Annotated in this window: 13 protein-coding genes; 11 read left to right on the top strand and 2 right to left on the bottom strand. The window is 50.0% G+C overall.

What is annotated here, in order from left to right; genetic code table 11:
• The first annotated feature begins 9 nt into the window (after nt 1-9).
• From M1D71_RS23325 to M1D71_RS23305, 5 genes are all read left to right on the top strand, one after another.
• Nucleotides 10-1,515: an extracellular solute-binding protein gene (locus M1D71_RS23325; RefSeq protein ID WP_458123879.1), complete on the top strand. Its 1,506-nt coding sequence runs from the start codon at nt 10-12 to the stop codon at nt 1,513-1,515.
• Nucleotides 1,516-1,753: 238 nt separating this feature from the next.
• The gene (locus tag M1D71_RS23320; RefSeq protein WP_458123878.1) at nt 1,754-5,050 is read left to right on the top strand and encodes a glycosyl hydrolase; all 3,297 of its coding nucleotides are present in this window, start codon (nt 1,754-1,756) and stop codon (nt 5,048-5,050) included.
• Nucleotides 5,051-5,062: 12 nt separating this feature from the next.
• Nucleotides 5,063-6,679, top strand: coding sequence for a glycoside hydrolase family 43 protein (locus tag M1D71_RS23315; protein WP_458123877.1), 1,617 nt, complete (start codon nt 5,063-5,065; stop codon nt 6,677-6,679).
• Nucleotides 6,680-6,720: 41 nt separating this feature from the next.
• Entirely contained in the window at nt 6,721-7,542 is an 822-nt protein-coding gene (locus tag M1D71_RS23310) for a polysaccharide deacetylase family protein (RefSeq protein WP_458123876.1), read from the top strand.
• Between the two features lie 57 nt (nt 7,543-7,599).
• Nucleotides 7,600-9,777, top strand: coding sequence for a glycoside hydrolase family 88/105 protein (locus M1D71_RS23305; RefSeq protein ID WP_458123875.1), 2,178 nt, complete (start codon nt 7,600-7,602; stop codon nt 9,775-9,777).
• A gap of 186 nt (nt 9,778-9,963) precedes the next feature.
• Here M1D71_RS23305 and M1D71_RS23300 read toward each other — a convergent pair whose 3' ends face one another.
• Nucleotides 9,964-10,839 carry a DUF72 domain-containing protein gene (locus M1D71_RS23300; RefSeq protein ID WP_458123874.1) on the bottom strand — a complete coding sequence of 292 codons (876 nt, stop codon included), beginning with the start codon at nt 10,837-10,839 and terminating at the stop codon, nt 9,964-9,966.
• A 225-nt stretch (nt 10,840-11,064) separates the two neighbouring features.
• On the opposite strand from M1D71_RS23300, the gene M1D71_RS23295 reads away from it, so the two are divergent.
• From M1D71_RS23295 to M1D71_RS23275, 5 genes are all read left to right on the top strand, one after another.
• Nucleotides 11,065-11,805 carry a class I SAM-dependent methyltransferase gene (locus M1D71_RS23295; protein WP_458123873.1) on the top strand — a complete coding sequence of 247 codons (741 nt, stop codon included), beginning with the start codon at nt 11,065-11,067 and terminating at the stop codon, nt 11,803-11,805.
• A gap of 25 nt (nt 11,806-11,830) precedes the next feature.
• Complete coding sequence (locus tag M1D71_RS23290; protein ID WP_458123872.1) at nt 11,831-12,814, top strand: MBL fold metallo-hydrolase; 984 nt, start codon at nt 11,831-11,833, stop codon at nt 12,812-12,814.
• 368 nt (nt 12,815-13,182) lie between these two features.
• Nucleotides 13,183-13,599 carry a hypothetical protein gene (locus M1D71_RS23285; protein WP_458123871.1) on the top strand — a complete coding sequence of 139 codons (417 nt, stop codon included), beginning with the start codon at nt 13,183-13,185 and terminating at the stop codon, nt 13,597-13,599.
• Nucleotides 13,596-14,636 (top strand): FAD:protein FMN transferase, encoded by a 1,041-nt coding sequence (locus M1D71_RS23280; protein ID WP_458123870.1) that lies wholly within the window; start codon nt 13,596-13,598, stop codon nt 14,634-14,636. Before M1D71_RS23285 ends, M1D71_RS23280 begins: the two co-directional genes overlap by 4 nt.
• 36 nt (nt 14,637-14,672) lie before the next feature.
• On the top strand, nt 14,673-15,326 hold the full coding sequence (locus M1D71_RS23275) for a ferric reductase-like transmembrane domain-containing protein (RefSeq protein ID WP_458123869.1): 654 nt from the start codon (nt 14,673-14,675) through the stop codon (nt 15,324-15,326).
• A gap of 161 nt (nt 15,327-15,487) precedes the next feature.
• Here the strand turns inward: M1D71_RS23275 and M1D71_RS23270 are convergent, their stop codons facing one another.
• Nucleotides 15,488-16,054 (bottom strand): phosphatidylglycerophosphatase A family protein, encoded by a 567-nt coding sequence (locus tag M1D71_RS23270; RefSeq protein WP_458123868.1) that lies wholly within the window; start codon nt 16,052-16,054, stop codon nt 15,488-15,490.
• Between the two features lie 273 nt (nt 16,055-16,327).
• On the opposite strand from M1D71_RS23270, the gene M1D71_RS23265 reads away from it, so the two are divergent.
• A complete protein-coding gene (locus M1D71_RS23265) occupies nt 16,328-17,383 on the top strand; it encodes a GerMN domain-containing protein (protein ID WP_458123867.1) in 1,056 nt (351 codons plus the stop codon).
• Nucleotides 17,384-17,410 lie beyond the last annotated feature (27 nt).

The raw sequence follows: 17,410 nt of genomic DNA, 5'->3' as shown, positions 1-17,410 counted from the left end.
GGAGAACGTATGGGACAAAAAACGGGATTCAAAAAAGGTGCACTGCTACTCTCTGCTTCACTGGTACTAAGTACAATTCTGGGCGCATGCTCCACCGACAAAGAAGGTTCAGGAACCGCTACGGGTAGCACCGATCAGATTACAATCATGCTGCCGAACTTTGAAGCGGAGAATCCGCCGGAGAATAGCCCAGTCATCCAGAAGCTTGAGGAATTGACCAAGGTGGATGTGAACCTGCAATGGGTGCCGAGCAGCTCGTACGAAGACAAATTCAATATTACACTGGCCTCGGGAAAACTGCCTCAGATTATGGTGGTGTTAGGGAAGTCCCCAAGTTTCATTAATGCGGCACGAACCGGAGCATTCTGGGAGCTTGGTCCATATCTGAAAGACTATCCGAATCTGAGCCAGATGAATGAAATCATCACCAACAATGCGTCAATCGATGGCAAAACCTATGGGATCTACCGGGCACGCGCCCTAGGACGTAATGGGGTCACAATCCGCAAAGATTGGCTGGAGAATCTGGGGCTGGAAGAGCCGAAGACGATTGACGAATTTTACAATGTATTGAAAGCGTTCACGAAGGATGATCCGGACGGTAACGGCAAGGATGATACGTACGGTCTGGTTGCCAGCAAATTCACGGGCCCATGGGATAACATGCAGGTATGGTTCGGTGCACCGAACAAATGGGGAGATGATGGTAGCGGAGGCCTGATCCCGGCGCATGAGACACCAGAATATATGGAAGCCCTGAAATTTTTCCGTCAAATCTATAGTGAAGGTCTGGTAAACAAGGATTTTGCCGTGATGGATGCGACGAAACTGCCTGATCCATTTGTAAACGGTCAAGCAGGTGTCATGGTGGATGTGGCAGATAATGCGCAGCGCATGGATCAGAAAATACTGGATAAAGACCCGAATGCGACAGGACGTGTAGATGTGCTGCAAGCAATGGAAGGTCCAAAGGGATTGCGCGATATGCCAACGTCCGGCTACTCCGGCCTGATTGCCATTTCCAAAAGCAGTGTCAAAACGGAAGAAGACCTGAAGAAGGTACTGAGCTTCCTGGATCAGTTGAACGAACCGGAATTGCAGGCATTGTTGTACAACGGATTGGAAGGTAAGCAATACGAGAAAAAAGAAGACTACATCGTACCGAGCACTGACAAGCTTGCACTCCGCGACCTGCAGGGCTTAAATCAGATTTTGATGTTTGTGCCGGAAGACAGAACGCTTCGTGTACAACAGACACCTGTCCGTGAAAAGGTTGCACAGGTGCAGAAAGCCAACGAAGAGATTGTCATCGCCAATCCTGGCGAACCGCTGATCTCTGATGTTTACGCTCAGAAAGGACCGCAGCTGGATAATATCATTAACGATGCACGGATCAAATATATCGTAGGTCAGATTGATGAGAAAGGATTCGAAGATGCTGTTGCCCTGTGGAAGAACAACGGCGGAGACGATTATGTGAAAGAAGTCAATGAACTGTACGCTGCACTGAAATAGTTTTATAAGCCAAAGCCCGGTAGCCGTGCTTTCAGCGTAACGGAGACAGCCGGGCTTTTTCTTATCGCTGTAATGGCTTGATCCGTGAACAAAAATTTCATCCAACTTTCTGGAAATTATGACTTCCTGAATATGGTTTTTGATGTATAATCAAAGCGAAACAAACCTATTTGAACTCAAATGAACGTTATTGGTAAAGTTTAACGACCACTCTTGAACATGCAGGGAGGAAGGCAACATGTGGAACGGGGATGCATTTGAAAATCCCGAGGCGCAGTACAGGGTCCATCCCTTTTGGTTCTGGAACGGGGACATGGAAGAAGAGCAGATTAAGCGGCAGGTGGCTGAGATGGACGCGCAAGGTGTAGGCGGATTCTTCATCTGTCCGCGTCAGGGACTACAGATTCCCTATCTCTCTGAAGCATGGTTCGATAAGGTGCGGGTTGCAGTGCAGGCAGCTGCCGACCATGGCATACAGGTATGGTTATATGACGAATATCCATATCCAAGCGGGATGGCTGGCGGAGAAGTGACCCTTGATTTCCCTGAAGCGAAGCAGCGACAGCTCATACATCACCAGCTGGTGGTTCAGGGCGGAGAAGCTGTGGATCTGGAGTTGCCGTGGGGACGAGTGTTGGTTGCCAAGGCGATTCCCAAGGATGCACAGGGCAAACGGTTGTGGCAGGAATCCATTGACTTGCGCAGTAAAATCGGCAATATCCAGACCGATCAGGTCTATCAGGAGACCGGACTCACCTCGTATAATCGCAAGCGGTTTTTCACCTACCGAACAGCGTTCCGTCTATTGTGGGATGTTCCCGCGGGTGATTGGGAGCTTGTTGTTTTTCAGGAAAAGGAGATGGATGATTTCAAATATTACGGCAACTTCGTTGATCCTTGCCACAAGGAAGCGATGAGTCGATTTATTGAACTGACACATGAGCGTTATAAGTCAGCGGTTGGAGAACAATTTGAAAGCGTAATCAAAGGCATGTTCTCAGATGAGATCGCACCGCTGGGCCGTATCCCCTGGTCACCACAGCTTGCCCGTTATTTCAGTGAGCGTTGTGGTTATAGTCTGATCGATTCGCTACCGGCCCTGCTATATGGTGATGTTCCGGACGCGCATCGAATTCGGTATGACTATTACCAGTCACTCCACCTGCTTCTCAGGGAGTCCTATCACAAACAGGTGCATGATTGGTGTGAAGAAGCAGGAATCCAATATGCGGCTGAAGTGCCTGGCGTACGGATGACGACCCAGTTGTTCAGCCATATGCCAGGGGGGGATTCGGCACATGAGAAAATCGGACGATCCTTATCGTGGATTCTGGAACGATACGGCCAAAAGATGCGAGACAATCCCAAGATGGTCAGTTCGCTTGCCCGGCAGCTTGGACGAAGCCGCAATCTGATTGAATGTTTTCACAGTGTAGGCTGGTCCATGACACTGCAGGATGCCAAGTGGATGATTGATCGAATGGCCGCCATGGGCACCAATTTTTATAACTTTCACGCCTTTTTCTATACGATTGGCGGGCTTGCGAAGCATGACGCACCGCCATCTCAATTTTTGCAGAATCCTTACTGGAAGCATTTCCGGCAGTTGGGGGATTACACCGGACGTTTGAGCTATCTCATGAGCACCGGAGCAGCAGACATTCGTATTGCTGTGCTTGACCCAACGACGACATTCTGGAGTCTGATGGGTAATCCGCTGCATGGATTTGAGTATAGCGGTGAAGACGAAGCAGAGCGGATCCAACTGAATCGTCTGACGAAGGACTGGATGAGGATCACGACACATCTGCTCGAAAACAGACGAGATTATGATCACCTTGATCCCGAATTGTTGGCTGAAGCTAACTTGACGGATGGTATCATTCAGATCGGTATAGCCCGTTATGATGTGTTGATCCTGCCACCGATGCTGAATCTGGAGACTGCGGCATGGGAACAGGTGAAGCGATTCGTTCAGCAGGGAGGAACCGTCATTTCTGTTGGGATGCCTCCGCATATTGCGATCCAGCCGGGAAGTCCGGAGGGAGATGAAGCTGCCCAGTTCTTTGGTGCGGGCGAGCAGCCGCAAGAGGTGTACTGGGGCCGTAGCGGGTCAACAGATCATGATGACCGTGAAATCATGTGGCATCAGGGTGAGGGGAATGCCTATTTTCTACCCGCAGGAACGGGGCAGGGAGATGACTTTTCGCTGGAGCTAATCTCTCTCCTGCTCGATCAGGTATTGCCGGAACCCATCTGCTGGATCATGGAGGAAGAAAGTGCATCCCTGCTGATGCACACCCGTCAATTGTCCGATGGGGAGCATATGGTTTTTTTGACCAATCAGGAGGGGCTGGATCTGAAGGGGCAATTAAAGCTGGTCGCCAGACAGCTGTGGGATGGGACGGAGCTCACAGAGAACACTTGTCTCGTGGCAGAACGACTCGATCTGGAGACAGGGCAGCTTAAGGCATTACCGTATACGAGCAGTGGCGGGGAATGGTGCATTTCACTAACGCTGGCGCCTTATGAAGCGCATGCTGTTCGTCTTACTTTACAAGCTGCGGGGGCAGAGGTATTAACAACAGGAGTGGAACAAGCCAGTAAGATCAGAATTCCTGCGGAAGGGCCATGGCGACTCGAAACGGTACAGCCTAACATCTTGCGAATGGGACAATTCCATCTTCAGGCTTCCAATGCTAACGGTGTAATTCTGGAAAGCCTGCATGCAGCTGTGAAACCATTTATTGATCAGGCGGCAGAATTATCGGAGCAGCAGCATCTGCCAGTCCAGTTTAATCAGGTATTTGGCACACCGAAGAACGCATCCGTAGCCTATCCCATCGAATGCCGATATACAACCACATTCGAGCTGAGAACGGCATTGCCTGTATGTCTGTTATTCATGGACAGAGCAGCGATCTCGGGCACTTGGTCCATGGAGATTAATGGTCAACCGCTTGGGAAGGAACAATTCAATCCAATCGAAATAACCGACCACAATAACATCGCTTGTGATATCACGGCGTTGCTGCGCAGTGGTCTCAATGAAATGACAGTGATTGTTGAGGTAACGAAAGATGAGGATGGCATCGTGGATCCCTTGTATCTACAGGGAAGATTCGGCGTGGAGTTCCATCATGGAGGCATGGCTTCGCTCGTGCGGGAGTCGGACACGGCCCTTCGCATCGGACCTGAACCTCAGCCGCTGTATCCCTATTTTGCCGGGGAAATGAGTTATAAACGCACGTTCTGGCTGGATGAACCAGAAGAAGCCACCATCTTCGAACTGGAATTTAGCGATTGGCGTGTGCAGGATGTGGTGGAAGTGCGGGTGAACGGACACAGTCTTGGTGTACGATGCTGGTCTCCGTATTGCTGGAAGGGGGATATCTCATGGTTGCGTCCGGGAGACAACGACATTGAAGTGCGTGTTACCAACACGTTGATTGGCCTGTTGGAAGGCACTTATTTTGATTCGGAACATCATCGATTGCAGGATGCAGGTCATGTGCCTGCTGAAGAATTCAGATGAAGGAGTGGAAGTATGAATACAACCCAATTTGACCAACAAAGACTGGGCTCGGTCTGGGTCGCAGATCAGGGTGACGGTACATACCGCAATCCGATTCTGCATGTGGATTATTCGGACCCGGATGTGATTCGTGTAGGAGATGACTTTTATATGACGGCCTCCAGTTTCTCCCATACTCCGGGGCTACCGATTTTACATTCGAAAGACCTGGTGAACTGGAAGCTTGTAAGATATGCCATTGAACGGCTGGATCTGCCAGGATATGATGTGCCTCTTCATGGCAAAGGCGTATGGGCACCCAGCATTCGGTATCATGACGGGAAGTACTGGATTTTCTTCAGCACACCGGATGAGGGCATCTTCATGACCACAGCGGATCACCCTGAAGGCGAGTGGTCGCCGCTGCATCTGGTTCATGAAGTGAAGGGCTGGATCGACCCTTGTCCTTTATGGGATGAGGACGGGCAAGCATACCTTGTACATGCTTTTGCCCATAGTCGCAGTGGAATCAAGAGCAAAATCAAAGTGTGCCGGATGGCTACGAATGGCAGGAAGCTTCTGGACGAAGGCATGATCGTCTTTGATGGGACCGAACATCATCCGACCATTGAAGGGCCCAAGTTCTACAAGCGCGATGGGTATTATTATATCTTTGCTCCGGCTGGTGGTGTGAAGCCGGGGTGGCAGACCGTTTTGCGCTCTCAACAGGTATTTGGGCCATATGAGGACCGGATTGTGATGCATCAGGGATCTTCCTCTGTGAATGGGCCTCATCAGGGAGGATATGTGGAGCTGGAATCGGGGCAGTCCTGGTTTATTCATTTTCAGGATCGGGATGCATATGGCCGCATTGTTCATCTACAGCCGATGACGTGGATGGAAGACGGCTGGCCTGTCATTGGAATTGACCGCGAAGGAAATGGAACGGGTGAACCAGTGGATGTGCACATCAAACCAGATGTAGGAGCCTCCTATCCGATCACTGTACCTGAGGTATCCGATAATTTTCAGGCTGATCGTCTGGGGCTGCAGTGGCAATGGCAGGCGAACTCCCGTCCTGATTGGGCTGAGGCAGGTACAGAAAGAGGGATCGTATTGCCTGCTCATCCATATCCGGAGGGTGTTCAGTCTTTGTTTGGTACACCTCATCTTCTCTTGCAGAAGCTGCCTGCCTCTGAATTTGAAGCGACAACCCGGCTCACGTTCCTGCCTGGACAGGAAGGGGACCAGTCAGGTCTCATTATGTTTGGTGATTCGTATGCAAGCCTGTGCCTGTTACAGACAGAAGACGGAACCATTCGGTTATCCTTGATTCGCGGAGCCAAACGCGCAGACAGCCATCTGCATGCAGAAGAATGGGAGGAAACGGGATTAAACTGGGAGGGCCAGGGTTCTCAGGCAACCGGCTGGACCATTCATCTTCGGCTTACTCTGACAGAACCTGCTTTGTGCCAGTTTAGCTGGAGTGAGGACGGAGCGGAGTTTCAGCCGATCGGTACACCGTTTAACGCCACAACAGCACTCTGGGTAGGCGCGAAGATGGGCATCTATGCCGTAAACACACGGTTCGCGAATCGTGGAGGTCAGGGTGTTTTTCGCTATTTTAACGTGAAGGAAATTCAGAAATAGGGAGCAGGAAAAGAAGCAGGAGAAAGAGGAGGAGGAAGAGGATGGGACATCGTATTCAGTTTGACCGCTATCCAGGTGGCGTGATGAAAGCGTTAACGCTCAGCTATGATGATGGAGTGGTGCATGATCGCAGACTGGTGGATATCTGTAATCGGTATGGACTGCGGGGAACATTTAATCTGAATTCCGGTACCCTGGGCAATCCAGGCCGCATCGAGCCGGGAGAAGTCGCGGAACTGTACGCCGGACATGAAGTAGCTGTTCACACCGTTACTCACCCTACGCTGCCTTATGTTCCAAATGAATTGCTGACCGAAGAGATTATTGAGGACCGAAAAGCGCTGGAGAAGCTTGTCCATTATCCGGTACGAGGTATGGCCTATCCCAACGGAGGATATGACCGTACGTTAAGTACGAAGCTGGAGTGGCTTGGCATTGATTATGCCCGTACTGTTGAATCTCATGGCAGATACACCCTGCCAGAACGGCCGCTCGAATGGCATCCAACCTGTCATCATAACCATGATCTGGCGGCTCATGCCGAGCGTTTTATCCAGCATTCCAAAACAGGTACGCCACTATTGCTCTACGTCTGGGGTCACAGTTACGAGTTCAATGACAATGACAACTGGGAGATTATCGAGCAGTTCGGTGAGCAGATTGGCGGCAGGAACGACATCTGGTACGCGACGAACATCGAAGTGATCGCCTATTGGAAAGCAGTTCAACGACTGGAGTGTTCGGCCGATCGCTCCATCATCCATAATCCGTCTGCCATTTCGGTTTGGTTCACGGCAGATCAGCAGGTTGTTGAAGTACAGGGCGGAGAGACATTGCGGCTAAGCGAACGAATCAAGGTATAAGGAAGGGAGCTGACGATCATTCGTTATTTTCATGAGAACGAGGCGATTGCAGGCAAGGTGTACGATTCAATTCCGGATATATTGACTACGGTGGCTCAGCGTTATATTGGTGATCATCCAAAACATTCATTTTTGTTCAGAGCCTACCATCAGGGAGGTTTTCGCAGGCTTGGCGATTATCGCTACGACCTGAATCTGAATGAGAAATGCGTAGAGGCGCATGCAGGGCAGTACGTGTATGTATGGGGCAAGTTATGGAGCGAGCAGAATGCAACGTTAAATACGGGCCTGAACTGTTATAGTCCGGTGACGATCTATGTGAACGGCGAAGAGGTATTCAAGTCTGAGTTGTTGCAGGAATTATTTCCTGAGCGAAGAACCCAGATTCCGATTTCCGTTAACTATGGCTGGAATGATGTGTTGCTGTGTTTTGTCAAAACAGAAGTGGGATTCGGCGGTATTTACGGAACAGCCTCTTTCAAAAATTTCCCGCTGCACTTCCTCACACCTGGGACAGATCGTCAAGGACAGGAGGGCTGGTTATATTCGGAACCCGTCGATGAACCTGTATTATCTCTTCCTCGTGACGGCATGACGGAAGAAGAAACGGGCCTTTCCTGGTATCCGCGCAAGGCGTGGACAGACGAGGAGCGGAGCATGGGTTCTTTTGCCCGAATCTTTGGTACAGAACAGCCGGCTGTGGCCTACGCATGGTCCAAACTGGATGTAACCTTGCCAGGATCAACGCCAGTTATTTTAAAAGGCCGTCATGATGGTGCTTTGACCTTGTATGTGGAAGGCACGGAAGTATACTCTGCTGGAAGTAGCGGTAACTTTCACGTTGAACTCCCACGTCGTTACGGTTCCTCGGATTTGGTCGCAAAAGGTGAATTTCAAGCACCTGGTGGTTCTTGGGGATTCTCTTTGGAAGATGCCGAGCGTTCGGGTTCCACAGGCTGGAGACTGAAACCTCCTCATCCGGTTGCGGGATGCTCTGACCCCTGGCTGTACACAGGTGTGTTTGCTCCCGGCGCTGAGCCATCCCACGCCGACATCATGCGAACAGACACTGTATTTGATGATGGCGCACAAGGTGTGTATTGGCACGTAGATCTTCCCGATACGCATGTTCGTCCCTATCTGGAGAATACACATTACGGAAAGTGGAATTATCCGCTCGGCGTCACCCTGCTTGGACTGCTCCAGACGGGACAGGAATTGGGGCGAGACGATTACATTCAGTACGTGCGGCAACATATTGAACTGAGTACTTCATTTGATCGCTATGGTCTATGGGATCGGGAAGGGTACGGTGCGGCAGGAATCAATAATCAGCTGTCTGCCATCGACAGTCTGGATGATTGCGGTTCGTTCGGATCTACGTTGCTTGCTGCGATGGAATTCGGCGATATTCGTGGGGGAAGAGATACCGCGGATCGGATTGCAGGCTATATTACGGATAAGCAGGAACGTCTGGAGGATGGCGCCTTTTACCGGGTACGAGGCAGTGGGGAGATGCGTCAGGAGACGATGTGGTGTGATGACTTATATATGAGTACGCCTTTTCTTATGCGTTATGGTCAGTTGACAGAAGATGCAACGTACTGGGACGATGCGGTCAATCAGTTCCTGATGTTCCGTAAGTATCTTTACCTTCCCGAACAACAGATCATGTCCCATGTGTATGATTTTGTGCGTGGGCGCGCGACAGGCATTCCGTGGGGACGCGGGAACGGCTGGGTGCTCTTCTCCTTAACCGAACTGTTATCCATCCTGCCGCGTGATCATGTTAAACGGCCGGAACTGCTAACTTTCTACCGTGATTTAAGTCAGGGTTATCTGGTGCTGCAAGGGGAAAATGGACTTTGGCATCAGGTGTTAAACCGCCCGGATTCGTATGAAGAGACCTCCTGTACATCGATGTTCATCTACGCCTATGCCCGTGGAATCCGGGAAGGGTGGCTGGAACAACCGGAGCCTTATCTGGAGGCCGTACGTAAAGGATGGGAAGGCATGACGCGCTTGTCGATTGACTATAAAGGCAATATATACGGGGTATGTCGCGGTTCCGGGTACTCGTTTACCGCCTTGTATTATCGCGATGATCTGGGGTGGAATCTGAACGATACCCATGGGATCGGCATTGTGCTCTTGGCTGGCATTGAAGCACATAAGATGAATCAGCAGCTCTCCAAGGCGTCTATCGATTCTTCGGTTACGGCTGCGCAGCGCTAGTGCTTGACGGGACGGGACGGATATTTGCGGATAGCCTTCAATAGGAAGATACGAGCTGAAAAAGCGGCAAAGCCCAGGGCTTGCCGCTTTTAGTTGATTCCAATTTGAATTCCGATTCCCAACTTTATGAGAGCAGTGACAATAACACTTATCTTAAGATGTGAACAACTTCGTCGTTAATACGGATCAAAATAATTCCAGCTGCTCTGGTCCTTCTTCCTGCTCAGGCTCAGAACGGTCAGGAAAAGGCTTTACCGGCAGGTTCAGCAGGTCCATCATCATCTGGGCATTCGCCGCTGCATCGCCACCAGAGTTGTTGTTGAAAATAACGTAGACATCCTTGCTCTGCTCCTGCAATTGCTCCAGATACCCTTTCCACTCCAACAGCTCTTCCTTGTTGTAACGGTACAGGTAACGGGTCTCGCGCCAATTGGGCGCACCATTCTGATGCCAGCCGGACACGTTGCGCCCATGCATGCGAACCAGCGTCATCTCCGAATCCGTGGCCTGCGGCACGATGGGAATGGAACCTGGACCCGCCTGGGGTTCGTCACAGACACTGTGAATCCAGCCTTGTTCCTTCATGAACGCAAGCGTCCGCTCGCGCATGCCATCTTCATACCAGCTGCGATGGCGGAATTCGAGGGCGCTTGGAATACCCTCCATTCTAAGCTTCACTTCACGAAGCTCTTTCACGTTGTCCTTATTACACTCAAACCAAGGTGGATATTGAAACAAGGCTGCCTGCATCTTGCCAGCTTCAATGACGGGTTCCAGTGATTCTCGAAAAGCCTTATACATCTCCGACGTGCTCGTGAAGTAGGGTTTGCCTCGCAGATGTCCAGTCATTCCCTGATAGGCTTTGATGATAAAAGCAAAGGATTCGGGCGTCTCTGCAGCCCACCGTGCCATTCGATCCCGCGGTTGAACGGCGTAGAAGGAACTATCCACCTCCACAGTGGAGAAGTATTGACCGTATAGACTGAGCTTGTCTTTGGCTTTGGTACGGTTCGGATAGAGATCTTCCTGATCCCCCCATCCGGTAAGTCCGATGCGAATCATAAGAACACCTCCTGTTGCTTATAGTTAACCGATTCGCAGGGGTATGCGCATGTTAAACATTATATCGTGTACATTTTTGGTCTTCAATGCGGCTGATTTACTGGAATTTTTTGAGTTTGCAGAATAAAGACGTTACAATAACTTAAAGCTTAGGGGAAATGATCAGGCCTTTACAACAGCGTACTATAGACAGAGGGCCAGTGACCATGTGGAGGGCGAGAATTAATGGAATGGTATGAAAAGAGTTTTGGAGAAGATTATCTGCTCGTATACAAGCACCGGGATGTACAGGGTGCCTATCAGGAAGTACATAAAATGATCAAGTGGTTGAAGCTTAAGCCGAGCTCTGAAGTATTGGATCTATGCTGCGGTATGGGACGGCACTCACTGGCACTTGCGGACGCAGGATTGCGAGTGACCGGGGTCGATCTGTCCGATGTGCTTTTGCGCGAAGCCCGCCTAATGGATGACGAACATCGAGTAACGTGGTGCCATGCAGACATGCGTGAACTCCCCCTGAAAGGCGGCTTCGATGCCGTAGTCAATCTGTTCACATCGTTTGGTTATTTCCTTGAGGACGGAGAACAACTGAAAGTATTACGCGCCATTCACCGTATGCTTCGGCCGGGTGGCAGCTATATTATTGATTTTATGAATACGGCTTATGTGACTCGTCATCTGGTGCCGCACTCGGTTCGAGAGGATGAAGGGCAGCGGATTGAGGAGTTCCGCAAGATTGATGATGGATTTGTGCAAAAGGAAATACGCATTACGGATACCGCATCCGGACATGAACCGCGGGTATATCAGGAACGTGTGAAGCTGTATACCCGGGAGCAACTGAGTGAGCTGTTAAGTGAAGCTGGACTTCAGGTAGATCAGGTCCATGGCGGCTATGATGAAGAGAAATATGACGAGCAGGCTTCTCCGCGTATGATTTTTGTGGGTCATCGTCCTGTGGAGTGAACAGACGTCTGGAAGGGGAAAACGTATGAAGCGAACAGAAGAGATGTCCATGACAGAGGGCATACATCGGGTCAAGATTACCATGTCTTTTCCTCTGCGATGGGTGAACAGTTATGTGTTGTCTGAACCGGATGGAACGGTCACTATCATAGATCCGGGACCACGTAATTCGGAGACGGAACAGGAGTGGCATGAAGCGCTGGCAGATCTCGGCCGGACCTTTAGCGATATTCATCAAATTGTGCTGACCCACCACCATCCAGATCATCTTGGGTTGTCGGGATGGATACAACAGATGACGGGTGCACCCGTTCGAATGTCCACACGCTCCCGCCAAGAGGCCGATTATATGTGGGGATCTGACTCACGCATTAATACAATCTTACCTGATTTTTATGGTCGTCACGGTATGCCCGAAGACAAGACAGAGCAGATACATGAACATATGAAGGCATTTACTTCGCAGATCACACCACTTCCGAATGTGACTCCCATTGAAGACGGTGAGTGGCTCGATATGGGCGGGAAACGTTGGGTTGCTGTGGAGACGGGTGGACATGCCCCAGGCCATTTATCCTTTTATTCACCGGAGTCGATGGAGATTCTGTGCGGAGATGCAGTATTGCCACAGATTTCACCGAATATCAGTCTGCAACCGGGCAGTGACCCTCAGCCTTTATTTTCTTATATGGAAGGATTGCATCGTCTCGGAGCTCTGAATGTCAAGCGGGCGTACCCGGGACATCGAAATCCTTTTGCCCAGTTCAGCGAACGAACAGCTCACTTGCTTGCTCATCACGAAGAGCGCCTTCAGAAGTTGACGGAGCGAATTCAGGAGTCACCGGCCAATGCGTATGATATCTGTGAATACATGTTTGGTAATCGGCTCGGTACCCATCAACTGCGGTTTGCCATGAGCGAGACGATGGCCCATTTGCAGGAGTTGATTCGACGGGGGATGGCGAGACAAGAGCAGAAACCGGATGGCACGTTCTATTTTCGAATCTAACGAAATAATGATATGAATATGAAATGATAATACGCTCCTATATAAAGGCTTTGTACAGGCAATTCACCTGTTCAGGGTCTTTTTTTGTTTGAAACGACTCCCGTGAAATAAAGCTTTAGCCTCTCTTAACCGTTCATTCATCTATTTTTAAGCCAGCGCGCCTAAGATACACCTATGAACTTCGCTAGGGCGTGTCTTAGAACTCCGAAGGAAGCAGATTTTGCCGAGTTTTCGTTCCAAGCAAGGAAGTTTTTCGCAGGCGTGCCGGGGCACGTCAAGGGAAAGTGACGCGGCAGGGGGCGAAAAGACGGTAAAAGATGCACTTCAGCGAGTTTTGAGACACACCCTAAAGAAAGCAGGGAAGAGCGATGACCAGAAGAAAACGGAATCAATGGAGAAAATGGCAAGCTTCAGCGGCAGCAACGTTGACCCTGGCTGCACTCTTTCAATATGTAAGAACCTCGGATGCCTTTGAAGTGGCCTATGCAGCAGCGAATGGCACAGATACAAGCGTTACTGCTTCAAGCCAAGTGAATACACGTGATGATGTGATGGATGAATGGATCAGCAGTACAACGGACAGCAACAACTGGAACACGCAGGGCAATGACAATAACGATAATCAAGATAATGGAACATCCGATAGCTCACAAGCCGCTGTGCCGAATCAGAGCATGAGTAACAAGGGAAGTTATTCAGATGCTCAGCGCTTTGGGCAAAATAACCAGGATGCGAACTCCGGATACAGCAGTGGCAACTATCAGTCACGCACAGGTGCATCATGAGCCGCACGGAGCAAGTCGCTCGTCCGCTCAAATTTCAATTCCGTGCAATGAACACGGATGTTGAAGTACAATTGTCCGCTGGGCGGGAAGAAGCCGAACATGCAGCAACCTTGGTAAAGAATTGGTTTGAGACACAGGAGCAACGATTCAGTCGATTTGTGGCAGAGAGTGAATTGAATTGTCTGAATAATTCTACCGGATGGATGCCTGTCTCGGCTGCGATGGATGAAGTTTTGAGTCTGGCGTACGGTTATATTGGCCTGACCGAAGGGATTTTTCAACCGGGCATCTCGCAGGCTCTTCAGGCTTCGGGATACGATCTGTCCTTCGAGAAGGTGCAACAACGACAACAGCAACGTCCATTGTTTGAACGCATATTGCGAACGAGAACACCTGCATCATCAGGTATGGAAGATCGATGTGATCACAGTCGTCCGAGCTGGATTCAGCGGGAAGGTAGCCGGATGGTTCACCTGGACCCCGGAGCTGAACTGGACCTGGGAGGCATTGTTAAGGGCTGGGCAGTGGAACGCATTGCAGACTGGTTGCAGCGAACATTGCATATTCCGGCGGGTTTGATTAACGCGGGTGGAGATATTCAAGTATGGGGTACACCAGACCATCCCCAGTGGACCTTGGAAGTAGCAGATCCTTTGGAGGATCAGGGGAATGTGTCAGGTACGGTTCGCTTACAGCGAGGAGCTGTTGCCACTTCAGGTATTTCCCGCAGACAATGGCAGAATACGGACGGAAACCTTGCACATCACCTCATTGACCCCCGGACGATGGAGCCGGCGGATACGGACGTATTGCAGTGTACCGTTATGGGACAGCATGCTTCGCAATGCGAGATCATTGCCAAGACGGTCTGCATTTTGGGGAGTGCCGAGGCGGTAGGTTGGTTAAACCGACATTATGATCGGCATGACGTCCTGTGGATGACACGGGATGGGATTACTTATTTTAGAGGAAATACGGATACGCTCGCTGAGCACTGGCCCGGTTTTGATCCGGATCATCGCTTCAGTCTGATCTAAATCAGGACAAGTCTAACAGATGTGGGGGAGCCGGTTATGGCGCAATGGATTGTAGATTACCTGCCGACGTGGAATATCATTCGAATTAGTGGGATTGCTGCTTATGTGCTGCTCTTTGCTGGTGTGTTTCTGGGCATTGCTCAAGGGATGCCTATGGCTAAAGGCAAACCGAAAGCAGTTATGTTCAAATGGCATACCCGAACGACCTGGCTCGCCTTCGGACTTGGACTCGTACATGCGTTAACGTTATATATTGATCACTATAGCCCGTTTACCTGGGGAGACCTTCTGATTCCTTTTACCTCCTCCGTGCATCCGATCGGCAGTGGACTTGGAACGTTATCCTTCTACGGATTAGTGATCGTTCTGTTATCCAGTGACCTGAGGAACAAGCTGGGCCGCAAATGGTGGTTCATGTTCCACATGCTGTCCTACCCGGTGTTCATTGGTCTGCTGGTTCATGGCATGGTGACGGGAACAGATTCTGGCAATATCATCATGCGGATGATGTATGTATTCACTGGACTCAGCATCCTCGGCATCACTGTGCTGCGTGGTATGTTGCGAGAGCGCAAAGGCCCGGAAATCACGATTGGACCAAAATGGACACCATCTGAGCCAGCTGCCGAAAAGAAGTGGGTTGAAGGTTATGGTTTGGCGGGAACGGTACGACCTAAACATCTGAAATAATAACGTGTAAATCATCAAAAAAAGTATCGTACACATGCAAAAGAAGCGGCCATCAGGCCGCTTTTTTCATGAAAAGTTATTTCATCGAACAGCTATTTAACCAAGCATCCACACACATGTCCAATGTCCCACACGACTTCAGCTATGGAACGAGTTAAGTGTTATACAACATCATCGCTTACAGGTTTTTCTCCAAGTGCTTCTTCAAGCTCAGACTGTTTGCGATGGGCGATCCGACTGCTCGCTGCCGAGGCAATCGCGCCGACAATATCGTCGAGGAACGTGTGGATAGGACCCAGGTTCTTGTCATTCAGTCGTCCAAGCACCCCTGGCTTCAGCTTGTCCACATATCCGTAATTCGTGAATCCAATGCTGCCATATACATTGACGATGGAGAATGCCAAGATCTCATCCACGCCATAGAGTCCTTCATCGTTCTCAATCATTTCCTGCAAAGGAGATAACAGTTGACCCTGTTCTGCCAGGATATCGAGCTGAATACCGGTCAGAACAGCGTTCTGTACCTCGCGTTTGCGGAGAACCTTCTCCACATTATCGATACATTCTTCCATTGTAAGATCAGGGTAGTACTTTTTCTGCAACAACATGACCAGTTCAGCGATTTCAGGGACCTCGACGCCCCGTTTATGCAGCCATTCTCTTGTTGCCTCCTCGACTTTACGACTATTTAGGCTGTAGGGAATTTTTTCTTGCTCAGGATGTTCCATGGGTGATTCCTCCTCTGATGTTAGCAATGTCCTTACTCTTGCTTCCTAATACGTTATTAACCTGTTTACGTTTCTTTAAGATTATAGAATTTATACGTTTTCAGCGAAGCTGAACAATTCGATTATCGCAAGAAAAATTCCAGCTAAACGCGGTCTGTCTTCTGTGAAAGTGCGTCGATAGATGTTTTTCTTATGATCTTTTAGTTATTTTTTGGACAAAGGCTCGTATACATGGTAGTACAAACTGTAAAAATGATGAGGGGGAACGTGATCATGAGAAAGACCCATTCTTTGCGTACGGTATCGGCAGCAGCGCTGCTGAGCATTCCTATGGTATTGTCAGGCTGCGGCATGTTTGGAGCACAGTCTTCCGAAGCTGTTGACCCACCGCCGCCCATCCAGGAAGCAGCCATGATTCAGGCAGCCGAAGGGAATGGTGCACTCGCAACGCTCCCATTAACGACGGTATATCTGCAAGACCAGCAGGGGCTGCTCGCTCCGGTATCCCTGACACTTCCTTCCGGAACCGATGCCAGCAGTCCGAAGACAGCACTGGATACACTTGTCACAGGCGGGGCCTATGCGGGCATGTTGCCTGAAGGATTTCAGGGCGTTCTCCCACAGGGAACGGTTGTTCAGAATGTAACGATTCACGCGGATGACAAGCTGGCGGTCGTGGAGTTCTCGGGTAATTTTGCCAAGTATGATGCGAAGGAAGAACGGAAAATGCTAGAAGCTGTCACGTGGACATTAACGGGAACACCTGATGTGGAGAATGTGCAGATCTGGGTGGATGGTAAAAAGTTAACGCAAATGCCGGTGAACAGCACGCCGTTGCCTGAACCGCTGAATCGGGCTGTGGGAATCAATTTGGATCTGGGCGATGCGTTTGTGACCAATAGCAGTCCGGTAACGGTCTATTTCTCCGCTGCTTCGCCAGCAGGCATCCAATATTATGTTCCGGTTACACGTCTGGTTACCCCTGGTGAAGATCGGGTACAGGCGGCTTTAAATGAGCTGATCAAGGGACCTGACAAAGGCGGGGAATTGGAAGAGGTCATGACAGGTGGAACAGAGCTGCAATCGGTCAAAACGGGCGAGGATGGCACGGTAACGGTTGCGCTGAAAGACGATATGTTTGCTGAAGGGGATATCGTGCCAAGCGAGCTATTACAGTCCGTCGTATTAACTACTGCAGAGAATACAGCCAGCAAGGATGCCAAAGTGCAGATCGAATGGAACGGCCAAAAAACGGTCATGGGTGACGACAACAGGGATTACAGTGCGCCGGTTTCCAAGCCTGAATATATCAACGAAATTCCGATTTAATGAGCAAGGAATGCTTAAGGATGCTTT

Source organism: Paenibacillus sp. Z3-2, assembly GCF_054161325.1.
The sequence above is the reverse complement of the archived record's forward strand: the minus strand, read 5'-3'. Positions and strand labels throughout refer to the sequence as shown.

Excerpts from the sequence above, each read along its gene's own strand:
- M1D71_RS23290 (WP_458123872.1), top strand. The coding sequence starts at position 11,831 with ATGAAGCGAACAGAAGAGATGTCCATGACAGAGGGCATACATCGGGTC.
- M1D71_RS23285 (WP_458123871.1), top strand. The coding sequence starts at position 13,183 with ATGACCAGAAGAAAACGGAATCAATGGAGAAAATGGCAAGCTTCAGCG.
- M1D71_RS23270 (WP_458123868.1), bottom strand. The coding sequence starts at position 16,054 with ATGGAACATCCTGAGCAAGAAAAAATTCCCTACAGCCTAAATAGTCGT.
- M1D71_RS23320 (WP_458123878.1), top strand. The coding sequence starts at position 1,754 with ATGTGGAACGGGGATGCATTTGAAAATCCCGAGGCGCAGTACAGGGTC.
- M1D71_RS23280 (WP_458123870.1), top strand. The coding sequence starts at position 13,596 with ATGAGCCGCACGGAGCAAGTCGCTCGTCCGCTCAAATTTCAATTCCGT.
- M1D71_RS23315 (WP_458123877.1), top strand. The coding sequence starts at position 5,063 with ATGAATACAACCCAATTTGACCAACAAAGACTGGGCTCGGTCTGGGTC.
- M1D71_RS23310 (WP_458123876.1), top strand. The coding sequence starts at position 6,721 with ATGGGACATCGTATTCAGTTTGACCGCTATCCAGGTGGCGTGATGAAA.
- M1D71_RS23275 (WP_458123869.1), top strand. The coding sequence starts at position 14,673 with ATGGCGCAATGGATTGTAGATTACCTGCCGACGTGGAATATCATTCGA.
- M1D71_RS23295 (WP_458123873.1), top strand. The coding sequence starts at position 11,065 with ATGGAATGGTATGAAAAGAGTTTTGGAGAAGATTATCTGCTCGTATAC.
- M1D71_RS23265 (WP_458123867.1), top strand. The coding sequence starts at position 16,328 with ATGAGAAAGACCCATTCTTTGCGTACGGTATCGGCAGCAGCGCTGCTG.
- M1D71_RS23300 (WP_458123874.1), bottom strand. The coding sequence starts at position 10,839 with ATGATTCGCATCGGACTTACCGGATGGGGGGATCAGGAAGATCTCTAT.
- M1D71_RS23325 (WP_458123879.1), top strand. The coding sequence starts at position 10 with ATGGGACAAAAAACGGGATTCAAAAAAGGTGCACTGCTACTCTCTGCT.